Here is a 20,200-nt window from a genome sequence, read left to right as displayed (position 1 = left end):
GATCCGCGTGACATGATCGACCTTCGCGTTACTCATCAGTAACGACCCCTCGCCCCAAGAAGGTCACACACTCACGTGCGCACGCTCACCCGCCGGCTCCTGCTCCCCGGTCTGACCACCCTCACGCTCGCCGCCACCGCCTGCTCCACGACCGCCCACACGGGCGCGGCCGGGACCGCCGCCGCCCCCACCGCCGCCGCGCAGGCCGGCGACGGCGCCCAGCGGCTGGAGGTGGACGCCGCGCCGCAGGGGACGGCCGCGCCGACCGCCCTCGCCCGCACCCGTACCGAGGGCGGCCGGCCCGAGAAGGCCTCGCTCAAGGTGGCCTCGTACGACAAGGCGAGCGGACGGGCCGTCATATCCAAAACGGCGCCCGCCTCCCAGGCCCCTTCCGCCTCCCCCGCCTCCCCCTCCCCCGGCCGCTCCGCCGCCCCCGACGCGCCGGTGACGGTGGGCGACGTCATCGCCAGCGCCCCGGCGCCCGGCGCCCCGGACGGGCTGCTCGCGAAGGTCACGGAGGTCGTCGGGAAGACCGACCGCGGCACCGAGGTCAAGACCGCCTCCACGACGCTCGCCTCCGTCCTCAAGGACGACACGGCCGACGGCAAGGTCCCCGTCGACCCGGCCACGGTCCGCGTCGAGCCCCTGATGAAGGGCGTCACCGTCTCCTGGGCGAAGACCGGCGGCGTGCGCACCGGACCGCACGGCGCGCAACTGCCCCTGGGCAACCTGCGGCTCGACGTGAACGCCGCCGTCGACACCGCCGAAGGCGCCCCCGCCTCGGCCGGGGCGTCGGTGTCCGGCTTCGTCCAGCTCGCCCCCCAGGTGGAGTTCTCCTACGACGGAGGCCCCGGCGCCGCCCCCGGCGGGGCGTTCCTCGGCATGAGCGGCGACTGGTCCTCGCAGTGGGAACTCAAGGGCCGCGCGGCGGCGAGCACCGGGGCTCCCCGGCGCATCCCGTTCGCCAAGCTGCACAGCGACCCCGTGATCCAGGTGGGCCCGGTGCCGGTCGTCGTCAACCTCGACCTGACCTGCTACGTCCAGGTGGAGGCGGACGGCCGCGTCACGCTCGACGTCCGGCAGGACGTCAAGGGCGACTTCCGCGTCGGCGGCGGTTACGCGGCGGGCCGGGGCTGGACCCCGGTCAGCGCCTCGGCCGTGCGGAGCACCCCGGTGAAGGCCGAGGTCAGCGCGGCCGGAAAGGTCAAGGCCGCGGTCGGCGCCGAGGCCTCCGTCGGCCTGTACGGGGCCGTCGGCGTCACCGCCGACTTCGCGCCCTATCTGCGGGGCGAGGCCGACGCCACGGCGACGGCCTCCGGCGACGGCAAGGCCGCGGCGGCCGGTGCCTGGGCCGTGCACGGCGGCTTCGACCTGAGCGGACAGCTCCAGCTCGGACTGTCGCTGTTCGGCACCCCGGCGTTCGAGCGCCGCATCCCGCTGGGCAGCCTCCACCGCGAGTGGCCCCTGGCGCGCGGCCGCGCCGCTTCCTGACGGCCCCGCCCGCGCCGCGCACCGCAGGGGCCCGGCCCCGCGAAGTGGGCGGTGCGGGTCCGCGCGTCCTCGGCCCGGTGGCGCCCGGGGCGGGGATGCTGGCCGAGGGCGGGCACCGCGCGCTGCCGGCCCCGCCGTGCGGCCATCCCGGGCGGCGGCCGTAGGCACCGTGGAGGGCCGAGTACGCATGAGCAGCGATCCCGCACCCCCGCCGGCCGGTCACGGCAACGGCCCCGCCGTGTCCAGGGCCGAGTTCGACGCGCTCTTCGCGTCGGTCCGGGACTGGGGCCGCTGGCCCGCCGGCGCCGCCGACCGAGGGGCCTGGAACGGCGTCGGGCCGGAGCACGTGCGGCGGGCGGCCGCCCTGGTCCGGTCGGGCACGGCCGTCCCGCTGGGGCGCCCGTGGGACACCCGGCCGGGCCCGGACAACCCGCGGCCCGCGCTGCACTACATGTCGGACCTGGGGGACGTGGAGGCCGCCGAGCCGTCGGCGTACAAGGACTTCCTCGGCGCGGACTACCACGGCAAGGCGGTGACCCACCTCGACGCGCTGTCCCACATGGCCTACCGGGGGCAGCTGTACGGCGGGCGGGCGGCCCGCGAGGCCGTCGGCGCCGGCGGTGCCCGGTTCGGCGCGGTCGGGGCGCTCGGCCCCCTCGTGACCAGGGGCCTCCTCCTCGACCTGCCCGCCGTGCTCGGCGCCGACTGGCTGGAACCCGGCCGGGCGGTGCACGCGCGGGACGTCACCGGGGCCGAGCGGGCCCTGGGCGTGACCGTGTCGGACGGGGACGCGGTCCTGCTGCGCACGGGCCGGTTCCGGCGGCGCGGCGCGTGCGGGCCCTGGGACCCGGCCGAGGCGAGCGCGGGCTGGCACGTGGACGCCGTGCCGCTGCTGGCCGGGCGGCGGGTCGCCCTGCTCGGCTGCGACGGGGACAGCGACGTACGGCCCTCGCCGGTCGAGGGGGTGCACTCCCCCGTACACACGCTGGCGATCACCGCGATGGGGGTGCCGCTGCTGGACAACCTCGACCTGGAGGCGCTCTCCGCCGCCTGCGGCGAGGCGGGCCGGTACGCGTTCCTGCTCGTCGTGACGCCGCTGAACGTGCCCGGCGGGACGGGTTCGCCCGTCAATCCGGTCGCGGTGCTGTGAACCCCCCGCCCCAGCGCTCCCCACCCCCTCCGCCCTCTCCGCGCACGCCCTCTCCCACCCCACCGTCAAAAGGTGGGGAATATACTCAAACCGGGCGATCGAGAGCGTTCTCGGTGAGGGGAAGTGGTGCAGATGGGGGCCGTGGGAGACCGCATCGGCCCCGTGCGTTCCCGTGACCGGTTCCTGCACGGCGAACAGGCCGGGCCGGCCGGGGAGGGCGTGCGCGGTCCGATCCTGAGCTCCTGGGAGCGCTGCCGACTGCTGGGCCTGTCGCCGGACCAGTCCGAGCTGCCCTTCACCGAGGAGTACGACCCGGACGGTCCGCTCGTCCGGGCCGCCGTCCCCGTGCTCGACCGGCTGCAGTCGATCTTCGCGGGCAGCCGGATGAACATCTGTCTCGCCGACGGACACGGCACCGTGCTGGCGCGCCGTTTCGGCGACCCGTCCCTCCCCCGGCACCTTCCCCCGATCCAGATCCTCCCCGGCTTCGTCTTCGCCGAGCGGGTGGCGGGGACGAACGGCATCGGCCTCACGCTCGCGGAGCGGCGGCTCGTCCAGGTCTACGGCGCCGAGCACTTCGCCGAACGGTCCCAGTCGAGCGCCTGTACCGCGATCCCCGTACGCGACCAGCTCAGCGGACGCATCGAGGGCGTCCTGTGCCTCGGCTACCCCTACACCGACGCCGATCCGGCACTCGTCCCCCTGGTGCGCCGGGCGGCCGAGGCCGTGGAACGGCGCCTGATGGAACAGAGCTCGGACCGCGAACGCGGCCTGCTGCGGGCCTACCTCGCCGCCGGAGGCCACACCACGCCCGACGGGCAGGAGGTCCACGACGGGTACCCGCTCGCCATGGCCGAGCTGCTCCAGAGCGAGCTGGACCAGTCGGACCGCTCGCTCCTCAAGGAGCGGGCCACCGAGCTGATGTCCTCGGCCCGGCGGGCGGCCACCGAGGTGCCCCTGTCCCGCGGCCGCCGGATCACCCTCGTGAGCCGCCCCGTGACCAGCGCCTCGGGGGTCGAGGGGGTGGTGATCGAGGCGCTCATCCCCGGGGACGACGAACGGCACGCCCCGGCCCCCGGTCACCCCCCGGCCGCATCCGGCGCCGCGCCCGCGGGGCCCCGTACCGCCGGCCCGGAGCCGGCCCCCCCGGCCGCTCCCGGGGCCCGCGCACCACGCGCCGACGGCGCCGTCCGCGGGCTGGTGCTGGTGGGCGAGCCGGAGGTGGGCAAGTACGCGGTCGCGGCCCGGCGCCGGCTGGAGCTGCTGGCCGAGGCCGGCAACCGCATCGGCACCACCCTGGACGTGGGCCGCACCGCCTGGGAACTCGCCGAGACGGCGGTGCCCCGGCTGGCGGACTTCGTCACCATCGATCTGCCCGAGGCCGTGCTGCGCGGTGAGGAAGCCCCCCACCCCATCACCGAGATGCACCGCACGGTGGTCCACGGCATCCGCGAGGACTGCCCCTTCTACCCGGTCGGCGCGACGGTCACCCTCGGCCCGAGCACCCCCCACGCACGCTGCGTGACCAGTGGGGAGCCGGTCCTGGAGCCCGATCTGCGGGCCGCCTTCGGCTGGATCGCCCAGGACCCCGAGCACACCGACCTGCTCCTCGCCCACGCCATCCATTCGCTGATCACCGTCCCGCTGCTCGCCCGGGGCGTGCTGCTGGGCATCGCCTGCTTCTACCGTTCGCAGGACCCGGCGCCGTACGGGGACGACGACCGCGCCCTGGCCCGGGAACTCGCCGCCCGCGCCGCGCTCTGCATCGACAACGCCCGCCGCTACACCCGCGAGCACACCCTGGCCCTGGCCCTCCAGCACAGCCTGCTCCCGCGCGGGCTGCCCGAACAGGGCGCCGTCGAGGTCGCCCACCGCTACCTGCCCGCCGAATCGGGGGTGGGCGGCGACTGGTTCGACGTCATCCCCCTGTCCGGCACCCGCGTGGCGCTGGCGGTCGGGGACGTCGTCGGCCACGGGCTGCACGCCGCCGCCACCATGGGCCGGCTGCGCACCGCCGCCCGCAACTTCGCCGAGCTGGAACTCGCCCCCGACGAACTGCTCACGCACCTGGACAACCTGATGGTGCGGCTGGACCGGGAGGAGGGCGGCGACCACCCGGCCCCCGGCGCCGCCGGCATCGTCGGCGCCAGCTTCCTGTACGCCGTCTACGACCCCACCTCGCGGCAGTGCGTCCTGGCCCGCGCCGGTCACCCGCCGCCCGCGCTGGTCCTGCCCGACGGCACCGTGTCCCTCCTCGACCTGCCCGCCGGACCCCCGCTCGGCCTCGGCGGGCTGCCCTTCGAATCCGCCGAGTACACCCTCCCGGAACACAGCCGGCTGGTCCTCTACACCGACGGACTGATCGAGGACCGGCGCCGCGACCTCGACGTGGCGCTGGACCAGCTGCGGACCGCCCTGGCCCACCCCGACCGCTCCCCCGAGGACACCTGCCGGGCGGTGCTGGACGCCGTGGCCCCCGCACACCCCGGCGACGACATCGCCCTGCTCGTCGCCCGGACCAACGCCCTGCCCGCCGACCGGATCGCCGGCTGGGACCTGGCCGCCGACCCGGCCCAGGTCCACGACGTCCGCGCCGCCGCCGTGGAGCAGCTGGGCCGGTGGGGGCTGGACGAATCCGCCTTCGCCATGGAGCTGCTGCTCAGCGAGCTGGTTACCAACGCCGTCCGGTACGGCACCGAGCCCATCCGGGTACGCCTGATCCACGACCGCACCCTGATCTGCGAGGTGTACGACGGGAGCAGCACCGCCCCCCGCATGCGCCACGCCGCCTCCACCGACGAGGGCGGCCGCGGGCTCTTCCTCGTCGCCCAGCTCGCCCAGGCCTGGGGCACCCGCTACACCACCTCCGGGAAGGTCATCTGGGCCGAATGCGCACTGGACGCGGCGTGATCCGCGCAGCCCGCGCGGCCCGCTCCCGGCGGCGTCGGACGGGGACAATAGCGGCGATATCGCGTCGGATCCGCATAGAATCCCCCATGCAGTCGGGAACACCTCGGAGGCCGACCCCCGGAGAAGTCTGTGCATGACGCTCCCGAGACCGGGGCGGGCCCGGCCCCGCGGCCGGATACGGAACCCCTCGTCCGCATCCGCGGCCTCGGCAAGCGGTTCGGCGGCACCCGCGCCCTGGACGCCGTCGACCTCGACGTCCACCGGGGCGGCGTCCTCGCGCTGCTCGGCCCCAACGGCGCGGGCAAGTCCACCCTCATCAAGGTGCTCGCCGGGGTCCACCAGGCCGACGAGGGCGAGGTGACGGTCGCGGGACATCCGCTCGGCTCCCACGCCGCCGCCCGGAACATGTCCTTCATCCACCAGGACCTCGGTCTCGTGGACTGGATGACCGTGGCCGAGAACATCGCCCTGGGCACCGGCTACCCGCTGCGCGGCGGCCTGATCTCCTGGCGGCGCACCCGGGAGCGCTGCGCCGGGGCGCTGTCGCTCGTCGCCGGGCACCTCGACTCCGACGCCCCGGTCGCCGCGCTCGCCCCCGCCGAGCGCGCGCTCGTCGCCATCGCCCGGGCCCTGGCGACCCGGGCCGCACTCCTCGTCCTCGACGAGCCGACGGCCACCCTGCCCGCCGCCGACTGCGCCCGGCTGTTCGACGTCCTGCACGCCCTGCGCGACCGGGGGCACGGCATCCTGTACGTGAGTCACCGGCTCGACGAGGTGTACCGGGTCGCCGACGCCTTCGCGGTGCTGCGCGACGGCCGCGTGGCCGACCGGGGTCCGCTCGCCGGACACGGCCCGGCCCGGCTCGTGCGCGCGATCGTGGGCGGCGACGGCGCCGCCCACCACCCGGCGCCCGGCGCCCGGAAGGCTCCGGCCCCCGCCACCGGTCCGCCCCTCCTGCGGCTGGAGGGCGTGAGCACCCCGGGGGCCCGGGACGTCAGCCTGGAGCTGCGGGCCGGCGAGGTCCTCGGCATGGTCGGCCTCACCGGCGCCGGCCACGCCGACCTGGGCCGCGCCCTCGCGGGGGCCCGGCCGATCCTCGGCGGGCGGGTCCTGCTGGAGGGCCGCCCGTACCGCCCCCGTACGGTCCGCGCCGCCCTCGAAGCGGGCGTGGGCCTGGTGGCGGGCGACCGCCAGGAGGAGGGCTGCGCCGCCGAACTGACGGTGCGGGAGAACTTCCACGCCAATCCCCGCGCCACCGGCGTGCCCGCACCGCGCTGGATCGCCCCCCGGCGCGAGCGCGCCGCGGCCGCCGCCCTGATCGACCGGTTCTCGGTGCACCCCCGGGACGGCGAGGTGCCCATCGCCACCCTGTCCGGCGGCAACCAGCAGAAGGTCATGGTCGGCCGGTGGCTGCTGCGGGGCGGCCCCCGGCTGCTGGTCCTGGAGGAGCCGACCGCCGGCGTGGACGTGGGCGCCAAGGCCACCGTCCACCGGCTGCTCGACGACGCGCTGGCCGAGGGGCTGGCGGTGCTGCTCGTCTCCACCGATTTCGAGGAGGTCGCGGGCGTGTGCCACCGCGCGCTGGTGTTCGTCCGCGGGGCCGTGGACGCCGAGCTGAGCGGCGCCGCGCTCACCGTCGCCGAACTCACCCGCACCGCCTCGGCCATGCCCCCCGTCACCGGGGACGTGACGGGCCGATGACCCCTGCCCTCCGGCCGCTACGCAAGCGCCCGCACGGCCATCACATCGGCGCCTACGGCCTTCCGGCCCTCGCCGTCCTGCTCTTCCTCGTCTTCTCCCTGGCCCTGCCGGCCACCTTCCCCACCCGGGACAACGTCTTCGCGATCCTCTCCAACCAGTCGATCCCGGCCGTCATGGCGCTCGGCGCGACGATCCCCATCGCCACCGGCAAGTTCGACCTGTCCATCGGCTACGCCCTCGGCCTGGCGCACGTGATGGTGATGGAGCTCATCGTCACCGAGGGCTGGCCCTGGCCCCTCGCCTGCCTCGCGGTGGTGTGCGGGGCGGCCGCGGTGGGCGCCCTGAACGGCGTCATCGTCGAGTTCGGGCAGATCGACTCCTTCATCGCCACCCTCGGGACCGGCAGCATGATGTACGCCGTCACCGGCTGGATCACCGACGGCGCCCGGATCGTCCCCGGCCCGGCCGGGCTGCCCGCGTCCTTCACCGCCCTCTACGACTCCCGGTTCCTCGGGCTTCCGCTGCCCGCCTTCTACGTCCTGGCCGTCGCCGCCGCGCTCTGGCTGGTGCTGGAGCGGCTGCCGCTCGGCCGGTACCTGTACGTCATCGGCTCCAACCCGCGCGCCGCCCACCTCATCGGCATCCCCACCCGCCGGTACTGCGTGTACGCCTTCGCCGGATCGGGCCTGGTCGTCGGCTTCGCCGGGGTACTGCTCGCCGCGCAGCAGCAGACCGGCAACCCGAGCGTCGGACTGGACTACCTGCTGCCCGCCTTCGTCGGGGCGCTGCTCGGCTCCACCACCATCCGGCCGGGCCGGGCCAACGCCCTCGGCACGGTCGTGGCCGTCGCCGTCCTGGCGATCGGCCTCGCCGGGATCGGGCAGCTCGGCGCCCGGTTCTGGGCCACGCCCCTGTTCAACGGCGCCACCCTGCTCATCGCCGTCGGCCTGGCCGGCTACTCCGCCCGCCGCCGGCTGCGCGCCGGGGCCACCGCCACGGCCACCGGCGCCGTCACAGCAGCCGACCATCCGTAGACCGGCACCACCCCGTACGCGCACCGGCGTCAGGAGCACCGTGCACCACCACCACAAGGCCACCCGCACCGCCGCGGCCCTGCTGGCCGCGGCCGCCTCCCTGCTCGCCGGATGCGGGGGCGGCCCGTCGGACGGCGGGGGTCCCACGCCCTCCGCAGGCTGCCCCGGCGCCCTCGGGCGGGCCCGGGCCGCCGTCCGGCAGGCCGAGAGCACCGAGGCCTCCTGGAAGGGGCCCACCGGGGGCCCGGCGGCCGTACCCGGCAAAACCCTCGTCTACGTCGCGCAGACCATGACCAACCCCGGCGTCGCGGGGGTCGCGCAGGGGCTGCGGGAGGCGGCGCGGACCCTCGGCTGGCAGGTCCGGGTGATCGACGGCGGCGGCACCCCCGCCGGGCTCCAGGCGGCCATCGGCGAGGCCATCACGCTGGGGCCGTCCGGCATCGTCATCGGCGGCTTCGACCCCCGGCTGACCTCGCGACAGGTGGCGCAGGCCCGGCAGGAGCACATCCCGGTCGTCGGCTGGCACGCGGTGGGCTCCCCCGGCCCGGACGAGGCGGCCGGACTGTTCACGAATGTCACCACCACGGTGGAGGACGTGGCGCGGATCAGCGCCGACTGGATCATCGCCCGCTCGCGCGGCGACGCCGGGGTCGTCGTCTTCACCGACGACTCGATCCCCTTCGCCCGCAACAAGTCCGAGCTCATCAAGAAGGAGCTGGCGGGCTGTCCCGGTGTGCGGATCCTGGCGTACGAGAACATCCCGATCCCGGATGCCAGCAGCCGCGTCCCGCAGGAGGTCTCCTCCCTGGTGTCCCGCTTCCAGGACCGCTGGACGGACTCCGTCGCCATCAACGACCTGTACTTCGCCGACGCGGCACCGGCCCTGCGCGCGGCCGGCAAGCCGGGCTCCGGGCCGCCCTTCAACATCGGCGCGGGCGACGGCGACCCCTCCGCCTTCCAGCGGATCAACAGCGGCCAGTTCCAGGCCGCCACGGTCCCCGAACCGCTGTCCCAGCAGGGCTGGCAGATCGCCGACGAGTTCAACCGCGCCTTCGCGGGGCGCCCCGCCAGCGGCTACGTCGCCCCGGTGCACATCGCCACCGCCGCCAACAGCGCGGGCGCCGGCTCCTGGGACCCGCCGGGCTACCGCGAGGCGTACCGCCGCATCTGGGGCCGCTGACGGGCGGTTCCGCCCGCCGCGGGGACGCCGCGGCGGGCGGGACCTGAGGGCGACCGTCAGGTGCGGTACGCGAAGTAGACGGCGTCCGGGTAGGACGCGATCAGGCTCGCGAGCGACTTCCGGTAGGTGTTGGTGGAGTGGTAGGTCACGTACGGCATGCCCGCGGCACTGCGGTACGTCACCATCATGGAGTGGTCCTTGGACCCGTCCTTGTTGAAGTCCACCTGCACGATGTCGCCGACGTCCGTCTGGTAGACGTTGGCGAGGTTGGCGGCCCGCTGGTTGGAGAGCGTGAACCAGGCCCACTCGTTGGCACCGACCCACGAGTCGGACTGGCGGGCGCCGTCGTACCACCAGTTGCGGTAGTCCGAGGTGGAGCCCGGAACGGCCTTCCAGCCGCCCGCCTTCAGCGCCTGGCTGATGAAGTTGGTGCAGTCTCCGCCGGCCCCGCTGAACTTGCGGTACGCCGGGTTGTAGTTGCTCCAGTACTTCTCGGCGTACTTCGCCATGGCGGCGTAGTCGTAGGCGCCGCCGGTCTTGGCCTTGGGCTTCGCCGGCGCCGGGTACTTGGTGGACGCGGGCGTGCCGTCCGGGTACTGGTTGCCGTCGTCCTTGACCACGTTCGCCTTGGCGGCCACCGGCTCGTTCACCGCGACGGGACCGGCCTCCTGGGACTTGATCGAGTCCAGCTCCCAGGCACCGCCCTTCTTGCTGGTGAGCTTGAGCTCGTAGCGGGTGCGGAAGTCGGTCGTCGCCGGCTCGTCCCCGCGCAGCTTCTTGTAGGTGAGCGTGGTCTGCTCGGTGACCTCCACGGTGGCCTTGCCACCGGTGACCGTGGCCTTGTCCACCGAGACCTTGGTGTCGGCTCCCGTATAGGCCTCACCGAGCGCCGCCAGCCGCGTCTTGCGGGAGCGCAGCGACGATATCGCGGCGTCCTCGTCCTTCTTCAGCTGGGCGGACATGCGCGCCTTGGTGGAGTTGCGGGCGCCGTCGTGACGGCCCGCCTGTTCCTCGACCAGGGCTTCGCTGCGCTGGGAAAGCACGTCGTCCGCCAGGCGGGCGAAGGTGTCGACCGTCTTGCGGTCGGCTGCTTTGGGGCCGGATTCCGCACTCGCGGAGGAAGCGAGCAGACTTGCGGACGCCACGCCCACGGTCAGGGTCGCACCCACGGCGAGCCTGAACCTCTTTGGTATCACTATTTTTCCCCTTGTCACCCGGTCCACTCGAACCGAGGCACGGAATCTTCGCACAACTTGACGACCCCTTCGCTCCGTTCCGCTTGGCAGACCCGCACCGGGGCTCCGGGGGTGCCCGAACTGCGCTTCCGGGTTCCGGATCGCCCGCGCGGACACCCCTTTCCCGGGGAGCCGGGCAGCCCCACACCGGCCGCACAGGCAGTGCATCTAGGGTGTGGGGAAAAGTACGGCGGAAAGGGCATACGGAGTGGGCAGGCAGGAGAAGGCCGGCAGAGGACGTTCGCGCGGCAGGCGGGCTGCCCCGGCGGACGGCGGCGCGGCCCCCTCGGGCCGCCGCAGGAGCTCCGGTTCACGCCGCCGCACGCCTGCGGGCCCCAGCCGGCTCCGCGCCCTCACCGCACCCCTCGCCACCGCCCTCGCACCGGCCCTCGGCTCCGCCGCCACCGCCGTCCGGCCACTGCTCCGGCGGCTGCGGCCCGCCTATCCGCGGCCGGGCCGGGCCGGCTGGCGCCGCTGGATACCCTCCTGGCGCCAGTGGCTGGGCGCGTTCCTGTACGCCTTCATCGGCATGGTGGGCTTCGTCGCGTGCGCGTACGCGGTGACGGACATACCCGACGATCTCAACTCATTCGCCAAGCAACAGGACAACATCTACTACTACGCCGACGGTTCGACGATGGCCCGGACCGGCTGGGTCAGCCGGCAGGAGATGCCGCTCGACAAGGTGCCGGCGCAGGTCCAGGGTGCCGTCCTCGCGGCCGAGAACTCCAGCTTCTACTCCGACCCGGGCGTCTCCCCCTACGGCGTCCTGCGCGCCGTGCGCGCCGCGGTGACGGGCGGCGAGACCCAGGGCGGGTCGACCATCACCCAGCAGTACGTGAAGAACGCCTACCTGAGCCAGGACCGCACCCTCTCCCGGAAGTTCACCGAGCTGCTCCTCGCGGTCAAGCTGGACAACCAGAAGGACAAGAAGCAGATCCTCCAGGACTACCTCAACACCAGCTGGTTCGGCCGCGGCACCTACGGCATCCAGCGCGCCTCCCAGGCCTACTACGGCAAGGACGTATCCCAGCTCAACGCGAGCGAGGGCGCCTTCCTGGCCTCCCTCCTCAAGGGCGCCGGCCTGTTCGACCCGGCCCTCGGCAAGGAGAACCACCAGCGGGCCGTCGAGCGGTGGAGCTGGATCCTGGACCGCATGGTCGACACCGGCCGGCTCTCGGCCGCGGAGCGCGCCACCTACACGAAGTTCCCCGAACCCTCGCCGACCTCGCTCTCCGGCACCCCCGGCGCGCAGACCGGCTATCTGGTGGAGCTGGCCAAGCAGTACGCCATCAAGGCCGGGCACATCAAGGACTCCGACTTCGACCTCGGCGGCTACCAGGTCTACACGACCTTCGACCGGGCCCGGATGACGGCCCTGACCGCGGCCGTGCAGAACGCGCAGAAGGCCTTCGACGCGGAGAAGCGGCCCGACACCGACAAGCACGCGAAGATCGGCGCGGCGAGCGTCGCCCCCGACGGCCGGCTGCTGGCCGTGTACGGCGGCCCGGACTATCTGAAGCAGGGCTTCAACGAGTCGAACGCCACGACGATCCCGGCCGGCACCGCGTTCACTCCGCTCGTGTACGCCGCCGCCCTGGAGGAGGGCATCACGCGCACGCGCGGCAAGGCCCGTACGCCCCTGTCCCCCGCCGCCCTCTACGACGGCAACGACCAGGTCACCGTACAGACGCCCGAAGGCCCGTACTGGGACCGCAGCGGCAAGGTGGTCAAGGGGCGCAACGACGGCGGCCGCAACTGGGGCCAGGTCACCATGCGGCAGGCCGTCGCGAACTCCGTCAACACCCCGCTGCTCCAGCTCGGGCTCGACGTGGGCCTGGACCGGGTGGACACCTTCGCGCAGCGCGCGGGCCTGCTCGAATCGAGCCTCGGGCCGCGGATCCCCGCCTTCGCGCTCGGCGAGAACTCCACGCCCAGCGCGATCCGGATGGCCGGCGCGTACGAGACCTTCGCCGCCCAGGGCATGCACACCGACCCCTACTCGGTCCGGTCGGTCACCCGCAACGGCACGGTGGTGCCCGTCGCCGCGCCGAAGCCGGCCCGGGCGGTGTCGGCCACGACCGCCCGTACGGTGACGGAGGCCCTGCGGGACGCCGTCAGGGACGGATCGGCGAAGACGGCGGCCACGGCGCACCCCGGCGCGGCGGGCAAGACCGGCACGACGGCCGCGAACACGGCGGGCTGGTTCGTGGCCAGCACCGAGAAGGAGTCGACGGCCGTGGTGGTCTACCGGATGGCGCTGACCGACCTGATCCCGCTGCCGCTGACGGGCCTGGGCGCAGACGCCCCCGGCACGCCCGGCAGCGAACGGGCGGTGCGCCTGTGGGCCGACTACATCAAGGCCGTGAACTAGCCGGGCGGGCCGGTGGCGGCCGGCCCGGCGGGCGCTACTTGATCAGGGTCTTCCAGTCCGGTTCCTGCGCGGGGTCGAGCATGCGCAGCTGGGCCAGCACCTTGGGGTCCTGGGCGTCGAGCCAGTCCGAGAGCTCCTTGAAGGAGACGCAGCGGACCTCCTGGCGGGGGCACACGTCCCGCATCACGTCCTCGACGGCCTTCATGTAGATGCCGCCGTTCCAGTCCTCGAAGTGGTTGCCCACGAACATGGGGGCCCGGCTGCCGTTGTAGACCCGGTTGAAGCCGTTGAGGTACGACATCCGGGTCTGCGTCTCCCAGGCGGTGAACTTCGCCGGGTCGCCCTGGGTCTTGTCGCCGGACTGGTTGAACAGGAAGTTGAAGTCCATGGAGAGGACTTGGGATTCCTTGCCCTGCAACGGCACGAGTTGCAGCGGAAAGTTCCATATGTCCTGCTTCTTGGACGGCCACATCTGGAAGTCCCCGGAGGAGCTCGCGTCGTAGCGCCAGCCGTACGGCTTGATCGCGGTCAGCAGGTTCTTCTGGCCCTCCAGGCACGGGGCCCGGCCGCCGACCATCTCCCGGTCCGGATCGAAGGGCAGCGGGGCCTCCTTGGTGAAGCCGGTGTTGGTCTTCCAGTTCTTCATGAAGGAGTACTGCTGGTCGATCTCGCTCTTCCACTCGTCGACGCTCCAGTCGCCGCCGCCCTTGGGCCCGCAGAAGTGCCCGTTGAAGTGCGAGCCGATCTCGTCGCCGTCGGCCCAGGCCCCGCGCAGCTGCTCCAGCGTGGTCCGCACGTGCGGGACCGTCGGATAGGAGATGGCGGAGGCGCCCTGGGGGTGCTGCGGCGGCCGGTAGAGCATCTTCTTGCCGTCCGGCAGCAGGTAGATGCCGGTGAGGAAGAAGGTCATGTGGGCCTTGCTGTCCTTGGCCACCTGCCGGAAGTGCGAGAAGAGGTGGTCGTCACCCTCCAGCGCGCCGTCCCAGGAGAACACCACGAACTGCGGCGGCTTCTCGCCCGGTTTCAGCCGCTCGGGCTTGAGCTGGCCCGGCTGCGGTCCGGTGTTGGAGGTGGAGCCGTCGCCCAGCACCTTGACCTTGCCGTCCCACGGTTCCCGCGCGGCCTTGCCGGCGCCGTTCCCGGAGGTGCCGGCGGAGGCGGAGTCCGCGAAGTTCGCGTCACCCCGGGTGGCCCCCGAGGAGTCGCCGAGGGTGAACGCGTACGCGGTGGCGGCGGCCCCGGCCAGGGCCATCACGGCGGCTCCCACACCCAGCCGCTTGCGGTTCCGCGCCTTCCGGCGGACCTTGCGGGCACTCCTGGACTCCGTCCGGGCGTGCGAGACGGCATCGGTGTCGGCCATCGCAGTCGTATTCCCCCCTGGTCACCGCAGCAGGACCGCGCGTGGATGGTTCGTACGAATATAGAACTTGTCGCCCCACCGGCCGCACCCGTCCCCCTCGGCGTGGTCACTTCACAGCCAACCCACAGCCCTCGACGGGGCCGGGCCGCTCGGCCCGGGCGGGGTCTGCGCCGCCACCGCTGTCGACGGCGGCCCGGCGGCGGGCGGTTCCGTACCGATCCGTGACATGCGTCACGGGGTGTCCGCCGGTCCGACGGGCCGTGCGGAGATCAACATCGCCCTGACATTTCGCCGTTTGTACCTATTTGGCGTTGACATGCCGCACTCCGCCGGAAACGGAATCGATGACTCTCATTTACCGGTGCCCAACGTGACTGCGCAGAGGTGGTTCTAGCACCGCGTCAGGTACGGGCGCCGGTAGCGGCGGGGCGGGCATGCACGATCTTCCGGCCGATTCAAGCCGGGTGCGCGGACCGTCGGTCGGCCCGGCGGGGGCGGCTTGCCAGGTCCCCGTCCGGCTTTTCAGAATGGCGGCTCCTCCGGCGCCCTGCGGTCGGGCGCCGGGAGCTTCGCGATCACCGAGTGAGGTCACGCATGAGGAAGCACCGTAAGAAGACGCACTACAGGAAAATAGCCGTCGCCGCCGGAGCGCTGGCGGTCGTGGGAGTCCCCACCGCCGCCATGGCGTGCCTGGGCCCCCAGGACTCCGGCCACGTACGGCCCGCCGCGTCCCGGCAGGACGGCCGCCCCTGGCAGGACGCCCCCCTCGGCGGTGCGGGATCCCGGCAGCCCGTGAAGGCGCCGGTCCAGGCCGACGCCCCCGAGGCCGCTCCGGTGGAGCCCGCCCAGCCCGCCCAGCCGGTCGCCCAGCCCGTCGCGCAGCCCGCCGACGAGGCCCCCGCGGAGCCGGCCGCCGAGACCCCGCCGCCCGCGCGGCCCGCGCAGCCCGAGCCGGCTCAGCCGCAGCCGGCCGGCCCCGAGCCGGCGCAGCCGTCCGCCCAGCCCTCCGCCCCGGCCGGCTCCGAGACGCTCTCCGGCCCCCAGGCCGAGGTCCTCGCGCTCGTCAACAAGGAGCGCGCCGCCGTCGGCTGTCCGGTGCTCACCGTGAACGCGAAGCTCACGAAGGCCGCGCAGGACCACAGCGCGGACATGGCCGCCCACAACAACATGTCGCACACCGGATCCGACGGATCCGACCCGGGCGCACGCATCACCCGCGCCGGGTACGAGTGGCGGACGTACGGCGAGAACGTCGCCTACGGGTACGCCAGTGCCGCGCAGGTCATGGAGGGCTGGATGAACAGCCCGGGCCACAAGCGCAACATCCTGGACTGCTCCTACAAGGAGATCGGCATCGGCCTCGCGCAGCCGGGCCAGTACTGGACCCAGGACTTCGGCGCCACGCGCTGAACCGTGGGCGGGGGCGGCCGGACCTCCGGTCGCCCCGCCCGCGCCTCCCCCGCTCCCGTCGCCTCGCCGCCCGGAATCACCGGGCCCGCCTGGTCACAAGCGGGGCGTAGGCGACGCGGAAACGGCCCCGTTCCGCCCGTACGGACCGACCGCGCCCGGGCGGGCGTGCTCAGCAGACCGGGCGCTGCCGGCCGGTGTCGCGGGCCGCGTCCTCGGCGGCCGCGACCGGGGCCGGCAGCAGGGGCACCGCGTCGAGCGGGAGCAGCCGGCCCGCCGCCCCCGCGGCGAGCCGGCCGTGTTTGGCGGACACCCGGCCCGTGGACACCGCGTCCAGGGTGCCGCGGGCGGCGACGAAGGCGACGAAGCTGTCGGTGTCGCGGCGGTGCCGGGCCGGATCGCGGAACCCGCCGAGCGCGGGGTAGCCGTCCTGCCCGGTGAGCGTGTACGAGGTCGTCACCACCCGGTACGTGCCGTCGGGGCGCAGCGGGGAGCCGTCGATGAGCACGTCGGCGGGGGCCACCCGGTGGCCGGCGGCCCCGGCGGGGTCGAAGGCGTAGCGGACGTTGTCCGAGACCGCGAGGGGGGCGTACGTGAGCGTGCCGCGGCCGTCCAGCGCCCACTGCTGCTCCAGCGCGTCGTGGAGCTGCCCGCCACTGACCGTCGCGGTGACCAGGGGGCTGCCGTACCCGACCGCCCGCCAGGCCCGTTCGAAGCTGACGGGGTCCCCGGTGGCGGAGGCGAGGGGGAGGTCGGTGTTGATGACGCTCCGGCCGGTCCGCGGCGCCAGCGCGATCAGCGCCAGGTCGGCGCGGCCGCCGCCGGGGCGGGGGCTGGTGTCGAAGGAGTCGGCCGGCTGCGCGGACGCCCACAGCGCCCAGTCGGCGACGAGGTTGCCCATGGTGCTCTCGCCGGCCGGAGACAGGGCCCGCCGGAAGGGGGCGCGCTGGCGGCCGATGGTGGTGGCCGCGTGCCGGGCGGCGTAGCCCTTCCAGTAGTCGACGAGCCGGCTCATCGCCGGATCGGGGGCGACGTCACGGGTGTTGGGGTGGTTGGTCGAGGTGGTCAGCTCGCGGACGACGGAGCCGGTGTCCGGGTCGAGGCGCAGGGTGATCTCGTTGACGATCTGTCCGTGGCAGCCCGCCTCCACGAAGGGCCGGGGGCGTCCGGCGGGGTCGGGCAGCATCATGGTGAAGGCGCAGTGCCAGTGCCCCGTGACGATGGCGTCGATGTCGGCGGACACGCGCAGCGCGAGGTCGTACGCCGGTCCGCTGGGGTCGGTGCCGGAGTCGAAGGCGGATCCGGCGACCGCGCCGTCGTGCATGCTCAGCACGATCGCGTTGACCCCGCGGGCCTTGAGCGCGGCGGCGCAGCGGTTCGCGGCCGTCAGTTCGTCCAGGGTGGCGAGCCCGGGCTGGAAGGAGTTGGGGAACCCTTCGGTACCCACGGCCGTGAGGTGGATGAACCCGAGGGGCAGCTGCCGTCCGCCGGGGGCCCGTACCCATTCGACGTGGTACGGGGGCAGTACGGGCTCCCCGGCCGGGCCGGCGGCGACGGCGTTGGCGCTGTAGTAGCGGAAGTCGGCGCCGTGGAAGCGGCGTCCCCGCGAGTCGGGGAAGGTGTTGGTGCTGCCCTCGCCCTCGTAGGGGCGGCCCTGTTCCATGTGCTGGACGAGGAATCCGGGCGTGCGGTCGAACTCGTGGTTCCCGGCGGTGGCGAAGTCGAGCCCGAGCAGGTTGAGCGCTTCGACGGTGGGTTCGTCGGCCAGGGTGAAGGCGGGGAACTCCCAGCCGGAGAAGAGGTCTCCCGGCGCGAAGAAGAAGGTGTTGGCCCGGCCGGCGCGCAGCCGTTCGAGGTGGGTGGCCAGGTAGGCGACCCCGCCCACCGTGTACGTCCGGCCGCCGGCCCCGGTGATGACCTTGTCCCGGGCGGGCGGTTCGCCGAGGTACCCGTGCAGGTCGGTGATGTTCAGCAGTTGTACGTCGACGTACCCGGCTCCGCTGACGGCGTCGAGCGCCGTCCGGGTGGCCGCGGCGGCGGTGCCGGTGACGGCGCGGATGCCGATGGCCCCCGCCGCGGTGAGGAAGGCTCGACGGCCCGATCGGTTCATGACGGCTCCCGGTGCGTGGGACGGGGTCACGGATGCTTCCGGGTGGTCATTCCCCCGTCAGGGCGTCCAACCGGTGTGCGCCGGGCACCCGTTCGGCGAATCCGGGAGGAACGGCCCGCCTCCGCCCGAACGTGACGGGACCCCGCTGCGAGGTGCTCGCAACGGGGTCCCGCGTCGGGGTTCCGCGGAGGGGCCGGCGTGGGGGTCCCGCGTCGGCCGGATGCGGAGGGTGTCGTCAGGCGGGGCGGGACGTGGTGCGGCTGCCGTCCGTGCACAGGGCCCAGATGACGAAGAGGGAGATCGCGATGGAGACGAGCGCCCAGATCGGGGTGTAGGGGAGCCACATGAAGTCGAGGATCACGTAGATGGCGGCGAGCGCCACACCCATCACGCGGGCCCAGCCCGCGCCCTTGAGGAGGCCGACTCCGACGATGATCAGTACGATGCCGACCGCCAAGTGGATCCAGCCCCACGCCGAGACGTTGAACTTGAACACGTAGGACCCCAGCCGCGTGTACACGTCGTCCTGCACGATGCCGGCGATGCCCTTGATCACTCCGAGGACGCCGTCGACGAGGAGGAGGACACCGGCGAACATCGTGCCGCCCGCCGCCCATGCGTTGGGGGCGGCGCCGGGGTGCGGGGACCGGGGGGTCGTCTGTTGGGACACGGGAAGCTCCTTCACCCGAAGGTGCGCCGGTTCCGGCGCGCATCCCCAGCGTCCGGCGAGGCCCGCCGGACGGACACCGGAGCGCGGCCGTTCGGGTGAACCGGCCCGGGGGTCCCGGTCAGCCCGCGGGCCGCTCGCCCTGGGCGATCTCGACCCCGCGGTGCAGCTGGACCGCCCCGGCCAGGGCGGACGTCCCGGCGGCGGTGCACAGCAGGGCCATGGCCAGCAGCGCCGGAGCCAGGCGCCGGGCGGGGGCCCGGCCGAGCAGGGCCTTCACCCGGGCCGGGACCGGTCCGGTGACGGCGCCGGCCACCAGCGGGGAGACGCGGGAGCGCTCGCGTCCGCCCCGGGAGGCGGCGAGTGCCGCGCGCCCCACGGCGCGGGCGGTGAGCGCGCGGTCGCCGGCGGCGCGGGCGGCGGCCTCGTCGGCGGCGCGTTCGGCGGCGTACGAGACCTCGGGGACGACGGCGGCCAGGGCCGGGTGGCACCAGCCGGCGAGCTGCGCGGCGGCGAGGAAGAGGTGGTGGCGGCCGGCGAGATGGGCGCGTTCGTGGGCCAGCAGGGCCTCGCGCTCGCGCGGGTCGAGCGAGCGCAGCATGCCGGAGGTGACCACGATCCGGCCCGGGCCCCGTAGGGCGGGCAGGGCGTAGGCGTCCGGGCGGGGGTCGTCCAGGACGCAGAGCCCGCCGGTGTGCGGGAGGTGGGCGACGTCGACGTGGGCGCGGCGCAGCCGCCTGCCCTCGGTGACCGCGCGGCGCAGGGTGGTGACGGCGGTGACGGCGAGCACCCCGGCGGCCAGCGCGGACACGCCGAACACGGGGAGCGGCGGGCCGGCCCGGAGCGGCCGGACCAGTTCCGACAGCGCGGCCAGCGGCGGGATCGCGAGGGCGAGGGGCAGTAGCAGGGCGCCGAGGCAGGCGAGGACGCCGACGGCCAGGGCGACGGCGGCGGCGGTGATCGTCCAGAGCGCGGTCTCGGGCCGCACCCGGCGGGCCGTCCGCCGGGCGAGCGGCGGCAGGATCCAGGGCAGCGCGAGGGGGATCAGCAGCAGGACGATCACTGGCCACCGCCCTCCAGGAGCCTGCGCAGCTCGGCCTCGTCGTCGGGGCCGAGTCCTTCGACGAAGCGGGCCAAAACGAGGCTGCGCTCGCCGTCCTGGTCCAGCTCGCGGTGCATCCGGCGGGCGGTCAGGCCGTGCGAGTCGGCGACGGGGAAGTACGCGAACCCGCGGCCGGCCGGGCTGCGGTCGACCGCCCCCTTCTCGTACAGGCGGGCCAGCAGCGTCGCCACCGTGGTGCGGGCCAGCGGCTGCGGTATCGCCGCTCTGACCTGCGCGGCCGACTGTGGTGTGCCGGCCGCCCACAGGGCCGCGAGCACGCTGGCCTCCAGTTCGCCCGCAGGCCTGCGCTCGCCGTCCGCGTCCGCCATGGAAACCGCCCTCCCGGAAGTTCGTGCACGGGCGTCCGGACCGGCCGCCGCCCCGGGGAGCGGGGCGGACGCCGGTGCCCGTAGGACCATTATCGAACACCGGCGAACGCCGGGAGACGACGAGCGCCGGGGGCGGGGGCGGGGCGCCGG

14 protein-coding genes are annotated in these 20,200 nt (G+C 74.3%); 8 read left to right on the top strand and 6 right to left on the bottom strand.

Features of this window, described 5'->3' with window-relative positions:
* Positions 1-75: 75 nt before the first annotated feature.
* The 6 genes from ACFYYT_RS03720 to ACFYYT_RS03695 all read left to right on the top strand — a co-directional run bounded on the left by ACFYYT_RS03720 (position 76) and on the right by ACFYYT_RS03695 (position 9,466).
* Positions 76-1,491 (top strand): hypothetical protein, encoded by a 1,416-nt coding sequence (locus ACFYYT_RS03720; protein WP_351825582.1) that lies wholly within the window; start codon positions 76-78, stop codon positions 1,489-1,491.
* A gap of 187 nt (positions 1,492-1,678) precedes the next feature.
* Complete coding sequence (locus ACFYYT_RS03715; protein ID WP_351825584.1) at positions 1,679-2,641, top strand: cyclase family protein; 963 nt, start codon at positions 1,679-1,681, stop codon at positions 2,639-2,641.
* 132 nt (positions 2,642-2,773) lie between these two features.
* Entirely contained in the window at positions 2,774-5,551 is a 2,778-nt protein-coding gene (locus tag ACFYYT_RS03710) for a SpoIIE family protein phosphatase (protein ID WP_351825586.1), read from the top strand.
* 129 nt (positions 5,552-5,680) lie between these two features.
* Positions 5,681-7,252, top strand: a complete 1,572-nt coding sequence (locus ACFYYT_RS03705) for a sugar ABC transporter ATP-binding protein (RefSeq protein ID WP_351825588.1) — start codon at positions 5,681-5,683, stop codon at positions 7,250-7,252.
* Positions 7,249-8,286 carry an ABC transporter permease gene (locus ACFYYT_RS03700; protein ID WP_351825590.1) on the top strand — a complete coding sequence of 346 codons (1,038 nt, stop codon included), beginning with the start codon at positions 7,249-7,251 and terminating at the stop codon, positions 8,284-8,286. The genes ACFYYT_RS03705 and ACFYYT_RS03700 overlap by 4 nt, the downstream gene beginning before the upstream one ends.
* Positions 8,287-8,326: 40 nt before the next feature.
* Positions 8,327-9,466 (top strand): substrate-binding domain-containing protein, encoded by a 1,140-nt coding sequence (locus tag ACFYYT_RS03695; protein WP_351825592.1) that lies wholly within the window; start codon positions 8,327-8,329, stop codon positions 9,464-9,466.
* A 56-nt stretch (positions 9,467-9,522) separates the two neighbouring features.
* Here the strand turns inward: ACFYYT_RS03695 and ACFYYT_RS03690 are convergent, their stop codons facing one another.
* On the bottom strand, positions 9,523-10,635 hold the full coding sequence (locus tag ACFYYT_RS03690; RefSeq protein WP_362868747.1) for an amidase domain-containing protein: 1,113 nt from the start codon (positions 10,633-10,635) through the stop codon (positions 9,523-9,525).
* 274 nt (positions 10,636-10,909) lie between these two features.
* On the opposite strand from ACFYYT_RS03690, the gene ACFYYT_RS03685 reads away from it, so the two are divergent.
* A complete protein-coding gene (locus ACFYYT_RS03685) occupies positions 10,910-13,075 on the top strand; it encodes a transglycosylase domain-containing protein (RefSeq protein WP_385322665.1) in 2,166 nt (721 codons plus the stop codon).
* 34 nt (positions 13,076-13,109) lie between these two features.
* On the opposite strand, the gene ACFYYT_RS03680 is transcribed toward ACFYYT_RS03685, so the two are convergent.
* Entirely contained in the window at positions 13,110-14,435 is a 1,326-nt protein-coding gene (locus ACFYYT_RS03680; RefSeq protein ID WP_351825596.1) for a hypothetical protein, read from the bottom strand.
* Positions 14,436-15,029: 594 nt separating this feature from the next.
* Here ACFYYT_RS03680 and ACFYYT_RS03675 point away from each other — a divergent pair.
* A complete protein-coding gene (locus ACFYYT_RS03675) occupies positions 15,030-15,845 on the top strand; it encodes a CAP domain-containing protein (RefSeq protein WP_351825598.1) in 816 nt (271 codons plus the stop codon).
* Positions 15,846-16,014: 169 nt separating this feature from the next.
* On the opposite strand, the gene ACFYYT_RS03670 is transcribed toward ACFYYT_RS03675, so the two are convergent.
* From ACFYYT_RS03670 to ACFYYT_RS03655, 4 genes are all read right to left on the bottom strand, one after another.
* The gene (locus ACFYYT_RS03670; RefSeq protein WP_351825600.1) at positions 16,015-17,952 is read right to left on the bottom strand and encodes a bifunctional metallophosphatase/5'-nucleotidase; all 1,938 of its coding nucleotides are present in this window, start codon (positions 17,950-17,952) and stop codon (positions 16,015-16,017) included.
* Positions 17,953-18,187: 235 nt separating this feature from the next.
* Complete coding sequence (locus tag ACFYYT_RS03665; RefSeq protein WP_351825602.1) at positions 18,188-18,622, bottom strand: hypothetical protein; 435 nt, start codon at positions 18,620-18,622, stop codon at positions 18,188-18,190.
* A 118-nt stretch (positions 18,623-18,740) separates the two neighbouring features.
* A complete protein-coding gene (locus tag ACFYYT_RS03660; RefSeq protein ID WP_362866639.1) occupies positions 18,741-19,682 on the bottom strand; it encodes a M48 family metalloprotease in 942 nt (313 codons plus the stop codon).
* Positions 19,679-20,050 carry a BlaI/MecI/CopY family transcriptional regulator gene (locus ACFYYT_RS03655; protein WP_351830632.1) on the bottom strand — a complete coding sequence of 124 codons (372 nt, stop codon included), beginning with the start codon at positions 20,048-20,050 and terminating at the stop codon, positions 19,679-19,681. Before ACFYYT_RS03655 ends, ACFYYT_RS03660 begins: the two co-directional genes overlap by 4 nt.
* Between the last annotated feature and the right edge of the window lie 150 nt (positions 20,051-20,200).

Origin of the sequence: Streptomyces sp. NPDC002032 (assembly GCF_042890765.1) — a bacterium.
Classification (GTDB): Bacteria; Actinomycetota; Actinomycetes; order Streptomycetales; family Streptomycetaceae; genus Streptomyces.
The sequence above is the reverse complement of the archived record's forward strand: the minus strand, read 5'-3'. Positions and strand labels throughout refer to the sequence as shown.